This window comes from Thalassovita gelatinovora (genome assembly GCF_001458355.1).
Taxonomy (GTDB): domain Bacteria; phylum Pseudomonadota; class Alphaproteobacteria; order Rhodobacterales; family Rhodobacteraceae; genus Thalassobius; species Thalassobius gelatinovorus.
The window spans coordinates 468,655-479,560 of the sequence record NZ_CYSA01000015.1; the positions used below are offsets into that span (position 1 = coordinate 468,655).

10 protein-coding genes are annotated in these 10,906 nt (G+C 56.9%); 3 read left to right on the top strand and 7 right to left on the bottom strand.

What is annotated here, in order from left to right:
- Nucleotides 1-70: 70 nt before the first annotated feature.
- The 6 genes from arfB to TG4357_RS07010 form a co-directional block, all read right to left on the bottom strand.
- A complete protein-coding gene (gene arfB / locus TG4357_RS06985) occupies nt 71-490 on the bottom strand; it encodes an alternative ribosome rescue aminoacyl-tRNA hydrolase ArfB (protein WP_058262139.1) in 420 nt (139 codons plus the stop codon).
- 250 nt (nt 491-740) lie between these two features.
- Nucleotides 741-1,364: a queuosine precursor transporter gene (locus tag TG4357_RS06990; RefSeq protein WP_058262140.1), complete on the bottom strand. Its 624-nt coding sequence runs from the start codon at nt 1,362-1,364 to the stop codon at nt 741-743.
- Nucleotides 1,365-1,429: 65 nt separating this feature from the next.
- Nucleotides 1,430-2,344 (bottom strand): esterase-like activity of phytase family protein, encoded by a 915-nt coding sequence (locus TG4357_RS06995; protein WP_074646750.1) that lies wholly within the window; start codon nt 2,342-2,344, stop codon nt 1,430-1,432.
- A complete protein-coding gene (mepA, locus tag TG4357_RS07000; RefSeq protein ID WP_082644086.1) occupies nt 2,317-3,255 on the bottom strand; it encodes a penicillin-insensitive murein endopeptidase in 939 nt (312 codons plus the stop codon). Before mepA ends, TG4357_RS06995 begins: the two co-directional genes overlap by 28 nt.
- Complete coding sequence (locus TG4357_RS07005; protein ID WP_058262141.1) at nt 3,231-4,574, bottom strand: MFS transporter; 1,344 nt, start codon at nt 4,572-4,574, stop codon at nt 3,231-3,233. Before TG4357_RS07005 ends, mepA begins: the two co-directional genes overlap by 25 nt.
- A gap of 66 nt (nt 4,575-4,640) precedes the next feature.
- Entirely contained in the window at nt 4,641-5,177 is a 537-nt protein-coding gene (locus TG4357_RS07010) for an acyl-CoA thioesterase (protein ID WP_058262142.1), read from the bottom strand.
- 130 nt (nt 5,178-5,307) lie between these two features.
- On the opposite strand from TG4357_RS07010, the gene TG4357_RS07015 reads away from it, so the two are divergent.
- From TG4357_RS07015 to yaaA, 3 genes are all read left to right on the top strand, one after another.
- Nucleotides 5,308-5,592, top strand: a complete 285-nt coding sequence (locus tag TG4357_RS07015; RefSeq protein WP_058262143.1) for a YggT family protein — start codon at nt 5,308-5,310, stop codon at nt 5,590-5,592.
- Between the two features lie 137 nt (nt 5,593-5,729).
- The gene (gene recQ / locus TG4357_RS07020; RefSeq protein WP_058262144.1) at nt 5,730-7,769 is read left to right on the top strand and encodes a DNA helicase RecQ; all 2,040 of its coding nucleotides are present in this window, start codon (nt 5,730-5,732) and stop codon (nt 7,767-7,769) included.
- A gap of 33 nt (nt 7,770-7,802) precedes the next feature.
- The gene (gene yaaA, locus TG4357_RS07025) at nt 7,803-8,579 is read left to right on the top strand and encodes a peroxide stress protein YaaA (protein WP_058262145.1); all 777 of its coding nucleotides are present in this window, start codon (nt 7,803-7,805) and stop codon (nt 8,577-8,579) included.
- Here yaaA and TG4357_RS07030 read toward each other — a convergent pair.
- Nucleotides 8,561-10,765, bottom strand: a complete 2,205-nt coding sequence (locus TG4357_RS07030; RefSeq protein ID WP_058262146.1) for a response regulator — start codon at nt 10,763-10,765, stop codon at nt 8,561-8,563. The two genes, yaaA and TG4357_RS07030, sit on opposite strands and share 19 nt — an antisense overlap.
- Nucleotides 10,766-10,906 lie beyond the last annotated feature (141 nt).

A 10,906-nucleotide genomic window follows, 5' to 3' on the forward strand; every position in this document is an offset into this window, starting at 1 on the left:
GGGAAGACCGTAGTATTGCCGTATAGGGAAGCGATAACGCCATCAGAAAACCGGTCGGTTTTCCGGTTGGTCAGTCGTCCGAAACCCGGCCACGCCGCGCCTTGATCTCGCCGCGTTGTTTCTTGGCCTCGATCCGGCGGCGTTGGCTACCCTTAGTGGGTTTTGTAGGTATCCGGCGTTTGGGGCGTTCCAGCGCTTTGCGGATCAAATCGGCCAGTCGGGCACGGGCCAGTTCGCGATTGCGGACCTGGCTGCGGGTTTCATCGCATTGAATCACGATGGCACCTTCCTTGGTCCAGCGCCGCCCGGCAAGTCGCTGCAATCGCGCCTTGACCGCGCCCGGCAGGTTCGGGCTTCGGTCGGCTTCGAACCGCAATTCGACCGCGCTGCTGACTTTATTAACATTTTGACCGCCCGGCCCGGAGGCCCGGACAAACTGTTCGGTCAGTTCCCAGTCGTCGATAGTGATCGTGTCGGAGATCTTCAGCATGTTGGTACTCTAACGCGCCGGGGAAAAAGAGTAAGGGCCGCCCTGCTCGGAGCGACCCTAAAGAGAAAAGGAGGTGGGCCGGTTAGGCGCTCACCAATCCGGGAAATTTACAACCAAGGGCTGCCTCAGACGCTTGCCCCCCGAACTGTTCCGACACCTCTCTCCGCTATCCCATTAGACACTAGAGCACCTCCTTTCTAAGTTTCGATAGGAGAATCGTGCCACAGATTTTTTCAATGTCAAAACAAAATCATGTAGAAGGGGCTGTTAGTTTCCCCACGATCATGCGGAAAGGCACAAGTGCTAAAAGAGCAAGCATCAACTTGACCGTCCAGTCGGCAACGCCCAAAGACACCCACAGCGGCACGATCGGGCCGACGCCCAGAAGCGGCAGCGTTTCCCCCGCCCAGGACACGTCATTGCCCGGTTCGATGAAACCGAGGCTGGCCGAAAATGCCACGCTGAAGAAAATCGCGGTATCAAGCGACGATCCCACCAGCGTCGAAGCCAGCGGCGCGCGCCACCATTTGCCACCCCGCAGCCGGTTGAAAACCGCCACGTCGGTCAACTGGGCGACGAGGAAGGCCAGACCCGAACCAATGGCGATACGCAGCGTCACCAGCGGGCCGAAGTCGCCGAGGATCTGAGTACCGATCAGCGAACAGATGACGCCAGTGATGAACCCCGCGATCACGACTTTGCGGGCCGGACCCGAACCATAGACGCGATTCATCACGTCGGTCACTAAGAAGGCGAATGGATACGTAAACGCCCCCCAGGTCAGCCATTGGCCGAACAGGAACTGGACGAGGATATTGGAGGCCAACACGATGGCGGCCATGGCGATGATGCCAGGAAGATGTGTGCGGTTCATGTTTTTATTCCGTTTTTACATGGTAGCGGCGACATGGTTCCGCTTCGCGCGGGAACGGGCGGCGTTTAATGGGTAGCGAAGGTTTTGGCAAGCGGCTCAGACAAGATATATTCGACGATCTCGGTGCGCTGGAAAAATTTGAAATTGTCGTCCGACACCATGGTCAGGCGGATCTGGCCGGAGGAGTCGCGCCAGACCGACAGCCCCTCGAGATTATCATGCTGACCCAGCGGTGAACTGAACAGGACCTCGCCTTCAGGAACAAAATGGGTCAGATCGAAACGCCGCACCTGGCTGCGGAACCCGATACCACCGAAATTGCGTTCCAGCAGGTAAAATTGACCGTCCGGGCCGAAATCGGCCCCGACGGGATTAAACCCACCTGATGGGGTGATATGGTGAATGATCTGCCACTGATCGTCGGCGTATCGATATAGTGGCAGTCCGATTTGTACGTCCAGTGGGGTTTCCGGCACGACATACAGCCGGTTTTGCGGATCGATCGCCAACGCTTCCAACGACGCATTTCCGGACATCTTTTTGAAATCAGGATGCGGATTCAATCGCGTGGCCGGACCGGTCCAGTCCTCATAGGACCAAACGTTCGCGTTTGCCTCGAAGCTGACGAAAAGCCGACCGTCGGATCGCAGGGCGAGTCCTTCGGAATCTCGCAGCCAGCCTTTCAACCGGGTACCGTCGGGTTTGAGCAGATCGTTCGACCCGGTCAGGTGGACGCCGATCAACTTGTCCTGTTCACGCAGCAAACGACCGTGCAACAACCTGGTGCGATCGGTGACGGCAACAAACCCCACCCCTTCGGGGTCAAGTTCCAACGCCGAAATGCCGCCAAATCCGTCGATCGGTTCTGACCATGTCAGCGACGTCAGATAGCGCGCCTTACCAGTCGGTCGGGCGCTGCCGGCAACGGTCAGACTGATCGCGGCAAGCGCGGCTATTGCGATTGCAAGACGGAAATACATTGGTTCGGCAGATCACGCATCGTCAGTTCACGGCGCGGTTTCGGTTTCGGTGCATTTGGATCGGCTGGCTTCGGATGCAGGATGTCATCGACCCAGTCTTCTGCGGCCTTGCATCCGTCGCCGGATGGCGGCGGCGCCTGATTGACGCAATTGCGTGCACCCTTGGGACAATTCAGCCGGACATGGAAATGGTAATGATGGCCCCACCACGGTCGAATTTTACTCAGCCAACTGCGGTCGCCCTTTTCATCCTTGCACATTTGCACCTTGGCACCGGGAAAGACGAAAATTCGTGCAACACGCGGGTCTTGCGCGGCAGCTTTCAGAATTTCGTGATGCTGACGGGTCCAGCTATCGTTGACATAAGCCCCATTGGCGCGGCGCATCGAAATTGAAGAAATGTTTTCGCGTTCTGCGGCCGTCAGGGTCAACTGTTGTGCTGGTCGCATCCAGATATCGATATCCATCCCGATTTGATGGCTGCGATGTCCGGTCAGCATCGGGCCACCGCGCGGTTGGCTCATGTCGCCGATATAAAGCCCGTTCCACCCCGGTTGCTGCGCCGCTTTTGCCGACAGATCCTTGATGAAGGACACCGTTTCCGGATAGCCCCAGTTGCGATTGCGACTTAACCGCATCGCCTGCCAAGTCGGGCCGGTTTCGGGCAATTGAACACCCCCGGCCAGACACCCCTTGGCATAGCTGCCATGAGGTTGGGCGCCCTGCGCCGAACCGTGGTCGTGGTCGCCGAAAAGCTGTTTGGCGGGGACCCCGACCATTGCCTTGGGGATCGCCTGCTGGGTCGAAACGGCAGGACGCACACTGCTGGTCTTACGGCTTTCGGGACGATCGGAACCGCAGCCCGCCACGGTTAGCGACAGCGCGATCAGAGCGAGGAGTCGTTTTGCCATGCTTGCGGGTCTCCTTCTGGTTTAACCCAGCGTAACAAGATCAGCCCGATAAGGAAAAGCCCGATCAGCGGAGAAACGCCCAACTGCTGGCTTTGCGTGACTGCGGTCGTCACCCCGATCAGCATCGGAGCTAAAAACGAAGTTGCCTTGCCCGTCAGTGCATACAGCCCAAAACTTTCGGCCATCTTGCGCGGGTTGGCTTGGCGCACCATCATGGTACGGCTGGCAGATTGTATCACTCCGCCTGCGGCACCAATCAGCGCTCCCAGCAGGTAAAAGATAATATCGGGCAATTTCGAGTCCGCCTCGACCGGGATGCCATAAACGCTGTCGCGGGACACGAACACGATGGAAATCGCGACGAAGGTCAGCACCAGAATGCAGATCGTGATCACTGGTTTTGGGCCGAACCGTTCATCCGCATGACCCCCGAGCCAGGCAAAGATCGCCCCGGCGATAATGGCGATGATACCGAAGATGCCGGTATCGACCACGCTCCAGCCCAAGACGCCTGCAGCGTAGATGCCGCCAAAGACATACATGCCGTTGAGCGCATCGCGGTAGAACATCGAAGATGCCAGATAAGCGAACAGAGACGGGGTTCTGGGCAGGCGGGAAATCGTGCCTTTCACTTCCCTCAGCGCCGTGGCGATGGCCCCTTTGGGCGTGCCCACGGGTTTCGGATCGCGCACCCACAGGAAAAATGGGATCATGAAGACCGCGTACCAGATCGCGGTCAGCGGCCCGACGAAACGGGTGCCTTCACGCGCTTCGGGATCAAGCCCCAACGCCGGCGACATACCGATGAATGTCTTGCCGGTTGCGGCGCTTTCGGCAAAGAAGGCCAGTATGACGACAAGAGCGACCAATCCGCCAAGATAGCCAAAGGCCCAGCCATTGCCGGAAATACGACCGATTTCTTCTTTGGTACCCAGATCGGGCAGCATCGAATTGGTGAAAATGGTGGCAAATTCCATCCCGATCATACCGATGGCAAAAAGGATCAGGGTCAGGGTCAAATTGAAACTGTCAGGTGCCGCTGTCCACAGGCCTGCGGCCCCAATCACGTACATGCCGGAAAATAGCCAGATCCAACGCAACCGATTGCCCGACGTATCGGCCATCGCCCCCAGGATCGGCGCCAGTAACGCAATCACGATCCCTGCAGACCCGATGCCGAACCCCCATGCGGCCTGCGCCGCGGTGCCGTCACCCATCAGCTCTTTCACATACGGTGCGAAAATAAATGTGATCAGCAGCGTGTTATACGGCTGGCTGGCCCAATCAAAAAAGAACCAACCCCAGATGCGCTTGCGCATGTCCGACCCCAATCATTTCGTCCCTTAATCCATATCTTATGGCAGGCGGATTGTAACGCTGGCAAGTCAATCCTGTTGAGGCGGCCAAGGCCGCGAATTTTCGGCATCAATCCATTTCAGCACCCATTCGGGCAGTTGCAGGTTGTCGTCATCGGCACCAAAGGCCTGTCGAACGCGATCAGTATGAACAATGCCGTTCGCATCGGTGATCGCGGCGCGATAAACAACATGGTTGGCGCAGTCGCCATTTTTCTTCCACATCGACTGTTCGATGTAGAAAAACCTGTCATCCCAGCCCAAGGCACGGGACCGCATTTCGAACGTATCGAACATGCGGATGCGGCGGCGATAGCGGACGCAGGTTCCGGCCATGGTCATGCCCCAGCCTTCGCGTTTGAGCGTCTCCAACAATCCCGTGCGCTTGGCCAGTAACAGCCGACCCAAATCGAACAAGGTCAGGGTGCGCCCGTTATTGAGTTCCATGAACGGGTCGATATCCCATGGCAGGCACATATGGTGCGATACATGGGTGCCGGTGGTGGGCAATGCCGGTGCATTTCGGAAAATGACGAATTCCTTGACCAGTCGGACCAGCGGAAACATTTCGGGCTCCTTCAAAGCTGCTTCTGTCTGTCGCTGCACTGCGGCAAGGTCAATAGAAACCGCGCGTCAATACTTGCGTCTTCCCGGCGCGCCCCTTACCTGTGGGAAGACGTAAAAAGAGGTGCCGTTAATGATATCGTTGATCCAGATTCTGCTGCTTGTGCTGAATGTCGTTTGGTTCTTTGTGATCGCCCATGTGATCATGAGCTGGCTGATCAGTTTTCAGGTTCTGAACCTGCATCAGCAATTCGTGGCACAGGTCTGGTATGGGCTGAACCGTTTGCTGGAACCGCTGTATACGCCGATCCGTAAAATCCTGCCCCCGATGGGAGGGATCGACTTGGCCCCGCTGGCGGTGCTTTTGGCGATCATTGCGATCCGTATCGTGATCAGCAATAATTTCGGCATCTACTAAACGTTTGGACGCAGATTCGCGATTACGTTCAGTTACAGCCCCACCGGTAATGCGATCTTGGCCTTCAAGGCTTGTCCACCGATTCTTAGTGTGTGAAACTGTCTGGTAAGAGCAGATAGACAATCTTACAGGGTTCCATGCCAAGCGCTGCCACGCTTCTGAGCGATGTATTCGGCTATGACGCCTTCCGCCCCGGGCAGGAGGAGGTTGTCGAGGCCGTGGCGCAAGGCCGCAACGTGTTGGCGATCATGCCAACGGGTGGCGGCAAATCCCTTTGCTTTCAGTTGCCCGCACTGATGCGCGACGGGGTGACAGTGGTCATATCCCCGCTGATCGCCCTGATGCGCGATCAGGTGCGCGGATTGCGCGAAGCCGGGGTCGAAGCCGGGGCGCTGACCAGCGGCAACACTCCCGAAGAAACCGATGCGGTCTGGCAGGCGCTGGAAGAAAAGCGGCTCAAGCTGCTTTATATTGCACCCGAAAGGTTGGGCACGGGATCCGCCCTGAACATGTTGCGGCGGATCGGGGTTAGCCTGATCGCGGTGGACGAAGCCCATTGCGTCAGTCAATGGGGGCATGATTTCCGTCCTGATTACCTGCGAATTGGGGAATTGCGGCAGGCGCTGAACGTACCGTTGGCGGCATTCACCGCGACCGCCGATGCCGAAACTCAGGTCGAAATCGTGGAACGTCTGTTTGATGGACAGGCACCGGATACATTCCTGCGCGGATTTGACCGGCCAAATATCCATCTTGCCTTTGCCGCCAAGAACAACCCGCGCAGCCAGATCCTTAGCTTCGCGGCGGCCCGAAAGGGACAATCGGGCATTGTGTATTGCGGCACTCGGGCCAAAACCGAAACTCTTGCCAAGGCGCTGCGCGACGCCGGGCATTCCGCCTGCCATTATCATGGCGGGATGCAGGCCGATGACCGCCGCATCACCGAACAAAGGTTCCAGCAGGAAGACGGGCTGATCGTGGTTGCCACCGTTGCCTTTGGCATGGGGGTGGACAAACCCGATATCCGTTGGGTCGCCCATGCAGACCTGCCGAAATCAATCGAAGCCTATTATCAGGAAATCGGCCGTGCCGGACGCGATGGTGCCCCGGCCGAAACACTGACCCTGTTTGGTGCCGACGACATCCGCTTGCGCCGGTCGCAGATCGATGAAGGGTTGGCACCACCAGAACGCCGGATGGCCGATCACACCCGGCTGAACGCTTTGTTGGGTCTGGCCGAGGCGCAAACTTGCCGCCGACAGACCCTGTTGCGCTATTTCGGCGAAACCGATGTGACATGCGGCAAATGCGATCTCTGCGATACACCGCCTGAGGTGTTCGACGGCACCCAGCCGGTGCGTATGGCGCTGTCGGCAATATTACGCACCGGGGAATGGTTCGGGGCGGGCCATCTGATCGAAATCCTGTTGGGCACCGAAAACGACCGCATCCGGTCCAAGGGGCATGATAGCCTGCCCACATTCGGGGTCGGCAAGGATTACAGCCGGCAACAATGGCAGGCAATTTTCCGGCAGATGATGGGCCATGACCTGATCCGCCCCGATCCCGAACGTCACGGTGCTTTGAGGATGACCGAAGCGGCAAGGCCGATTTTACGCGGTGAAGACCAGATCACGTTGCGCAAAGACAGCATCACTAAGGCGCAGCGCCGTCCGGCGGTCAAGGCATTGGTCAGCGACGAAGACGCGCCGCTCTTGTCGGCGCTCAAGGCCAAACGCCGGGCACTGGCCGAAGCCGCGCGGGTACCGGCCTATATCATCTTCAACGACCGGACATTGATCGAAATGGCGGAAACCCGGCCCGGGACGCTGGATGAAATGGCACGGATCGGCGGTGTCGGGGCGAAGAAGCTGGAACATTATGGCGCGGATTTTCTGAGCGTCATCACCGGCGCGGTAGAGGATATGCATCCCAGCCGCCGCAAACTGGCTGGCCGCGATGCTGGCGCGATTTATGACCGATTGTTGCAGGTTCAAACTGATCTTGCGCGCGGCGATGACGGGTCGGAAAAGCCGCTCAGCTGCTCAGCTTCGCTATTGGCCAAGGTGGCGCAGATGCGCCCCGACAGCGAAAACGCGCTCGCGCGGCTTTTGGGAGACAAGCGGGCCGACCGTTTTGCCGCCGCCTTTCTGGACGTTCTGCGTGAAGCAAGTTAGAAGCGTTCTAAACAAAGCGTTTGAGGGTCTACCATGCTTATCGTCGTTTCACCGGCCAAGAAAATCGACACCACCCCGGTTGAAGGCATCACTCCGACCGACCCGCAATTCGCGGACCGGGCAAGGGAGCTGGCCAAGGTCGCGCGCAATCTGAGCGTTGACCAGTTGATGAAGCTGATGAACATTAGCGAAAACCTGGCCAAGCTGAACGCCGACCGGTTTCGCGATTTCGGGGACATGGATCGCAAACCCGCCGCTTTGGCCTTTGCCGGGGACACCTATGTCGGGTTGGAAGCCGCCACGCTGGACGCGGATGAAATGGCTTGGGCGCAGGATCATTTCCGTATCCTGTCCGGGCTTTATGGATTGCTGCGGCCGCTGGACCGGATCGAACCTTACCGGCTGGAAATGGGCAGCCGTTTGAAGAATTCGCGCGGAAAGAACCTTTATGACTATTGGGGTGGCGATATTTCCGAAGCATTGAATGCGCAGGCCGCCGAGACCGGCACCGACACCCTGATCAATTGCGCCAGTCAGGAATATTTCGGCGCGGTCGACCAGTCGGCGCTGAAATTGCGGGTGATCACCCCGGTTTTCATGGAAGAAAAAGCCGGCGAACCGAAAATTGTCAGCTTCTACGCCAAACGTGCCCGTGGCGCGATGGCCCGCTTCATCATTCAACGCCGTTTGACCGACCCCGAAGGCATCCGCGAATTCGACACCGGTGGATACCATTTCGATCCCGATCTGAGCGAAGGTGATCGCTGGGTGTTTCTGCGCGCGGCTTCAGCTCAGGCCGACGCGGCCTGATCAACGGTTTCCGCTGCCAGCGGGCGGGCAGTGTCAGGTCTGTAAAGCATCAACTTATCCAGAATGTCGGCCTTGCGCAGCGGCTTGGACAGATACCCGTCCAGATCAGCATCCCAAATGGCATTGTCATTTTCTTCAAGCGCATAGGCCGTCATGGCGATAATCGGGATACGGCGATCGGAGTTTTTTTCGATCTCGCGGATTTTCCTGACCGCTTCGGTCCCGTCCATTTCCGGCATTGAAATATCCGTGAAAACCAGATCGGGCTGAAATTCCTGATAGCTGCGAATGGCGTCAACTCCATTGGCGACAAAGCACAGCTCGATATCCTGATCGCTCATCATCTTTTCGAACACCAACCGGTTGGTTTTATTGTCCTCTGCCGCCAATACCTTCATCCGGGGCAAGTCGGAGCGTGACGCCGGGGATTGGGCGGGGATTTCATGGTGGTTTGCAGCGGGTTCCGCACCCAGAAATTGCAAATGTTTGAACAGATCCCGCCGGGGTGTCGGTTTTTGTAGGATGGATTGCACCGCGTCGCGTCCTTTGTCCATCTGCGCAAAGCTGGAACTGGAGCTGAACAGCAAGATCGGCGTGTCAAACCCGGCTTTTCGGATTTCATGCGCCAATTCGATTCCATCCATTTCCGGCATGTTGTGATCGGTCAAAACGGCGTCAAAGCTGTCATCCAGCATCTTCAGCGCCTCGGCCCCGCCGGCGCAACTGACGGTCTCAATACCCAATGCTTCCAGCTGTTTTTCAAGAATGGATCGGTTCACCTTAAGATCGTCCACAATCAACGCACGATTCATAACCCCGGTCAGAACCGGAGTGACCATTTGTTCGGTTTCGGTGACAGGCAGAGTGATGCGAAAACCGAAACTGGACCCATGCCCCAATTCAGAATCGACCCAGATGTCGCCACCCATCAATTCTATCAACCGTTTGGTGATCGTTAGTCCCAACCCGGTGCCTTCAAATCTGCGGTTGCGTTCATCTTCGACCTGATTGAATTCACCAAAAACATAATCGAGTTTCTCGGATGCGATACCGATCCCGGTGTCTTCGACGGTGACATGGATATTGGTATTGGGGCTGCCCCCTTGCTGAACCCCGACAACCCGCACCAGAACGTGCCCTTGTAAGGTGAATTTGATCGCATTTCCCAACAGATTGGTCAGCACTTGCCGGATGCGACCCTGATCACCGGTGAACATTGTAGGCAGAAACAGGTCGTAATCGACCAACAGGTCGATCGCCTTTCCCCGCGCTGTGGGTTGCAGCAACATAATCACTTCGTGGATGGTTCGTTCCAGATCAAACGGATGCGGATAAAGAGTCAGTTTTTCCGCATCCATTTTGGAATAGTCGAGCAAATCGTTAATGATGATCAGCAATGATTCACCCGAATTCTTGATCGTATCAACATACAGCCGCTGTTCAGATGTCAGATCGGTATCGGTCAGCAGATCGGCCATACCGACCACCCCATTCATCGGGGTGCGGATTTCGTGGCTCATATTGGCCAAGAACACCGATTTGGCACGATTGGCGGCCTCGGCTTTTTCGCGCGCAACTTTCAGGTCTTTTTCCCGCTGCACCGTCTCGGTGATGTTCAGGACTATTCTGACAACGTCGCCTTCGGGACCGCGTTTATCAAGTATCTGGACATAGTGACCATTGGTGAACCGCATCACCGTGTCGCCGGATTCGGGCGACCGCCAGCGTTTTGTCATTTTGGCGCGCCAGTCTTCCGGGCTGAGCCCTTCGGTATCGACAAGCCCCTTATCGGTCAGAATTTTCAAATGCTGCTCATGGGCGATGCCCGGTGGAATTTCGCGGTTCTTGCCAAACGCCACCCGATAAGCCCGATTCGCCATGAGCAGATTTTCATCGCGATCGAAAAAGGCAAAACCGTTCGGAATCGTTTCGATGGTTTGCCACAGCCGGCGTTCAGCGATCGCAGCTTTCTCATGGGCTTCACCCAATTCGGATTTCATCTTTTGATGTTCGACCATGGTGTTTTCCACCTCGGCGAGCGCCTGAATGATCGTTTCGGAATAGCTGCGCTGATCTCGCTGTATTTTGAGCTTCGTAGCGTCGAGATCGGCTTGAATTTTCTTCAGTTTTTCTTCTGCGGCCAAACGGGCGCGGCGTTCTTCGGCCAGTTTGTTGGCAAGGCCCATTCGTAATCCCCGATTCTCGGCTTTCATCAGGTCCAGCATCGGGTGTGACGGTGAATAATCGTTTAAAATGAAATCAGCTTGGACCGGTTGAGAACCTTGCCGAATCCTTGGCCCCCATGTCACCATCGCGGCAATTGATTT

Bases quoted from the DNA above. Each gene is read 5' to 3' on its own strand.
- arfB (WP_058262139.1), bottom strand. From the start codon at position 490: ATGCTGAAGATCTCCGACACGATCACTATCGACGACTGGGAACTGACC.
- TG4357_RS06990 (WP_058262140.1), bottom strand. From the start codon at position 1,364: ATGAACCGCACACATCTTCCTGGCATCATCGCCATGGCCGCCATCGTG.
- TG4357_RS06995 (WP_074646750.1), bottom strand. From the start codon at position 2,344: ATGTATTTCCGTCTTGCAATCGCAATAGCCGCGCTTGCCGCGATCAGT.
- mepA (WP_082644086.1), bottom strand. From the start codon at position 3,255: ATGGCAAAACGACTCCTCGCTCTGATCGCGCTGTCGCTAACCGTGGCG.
- TG4357_RS07005 (WP_058262141.1), bottom strand. From the start codon at position 4,574: ATGCGCAAGCGCATCTGGGGTTGGTTCTTTTTTGATTGGGCCAGCCAG.
- TG4357_RS07010 (WP_058262142.1), bottom strand. From the start codon at position 5,177: ATGTTTCCGCTGGTCCGACTGGTCAAGGAATTCGTCATTTTCCGAAAT.
- TG4357_RS07015 (WP_058262143.1), top strand. From the start codon at position 5,308: ATGATATCGTTGATCCAGATTCTGCTGCTTGTGCTGAATGTCGTTTGG.
- recQ (WP_058262144.1), top strand. From the start codon at position 5,730: ATGCCAAGCGCTGCCACGCTTCTGAGCGATGTATTCGGCTATGACGCC.
- yaaA (WP_058262145.1), top strand. From the start codon at position 7,803: ATGCTTATCGTCGTTTCACCGGCCAAGAAAATCGACACCACCCCGGTT.
- TG4357_RS07030 (WP_058262146.1), bottom strand. From the start codon at position 10,765: ATGGGCCTTGCCAACAAACTGGCCGAAGAACGCCGCGCCCGTTTGGCC.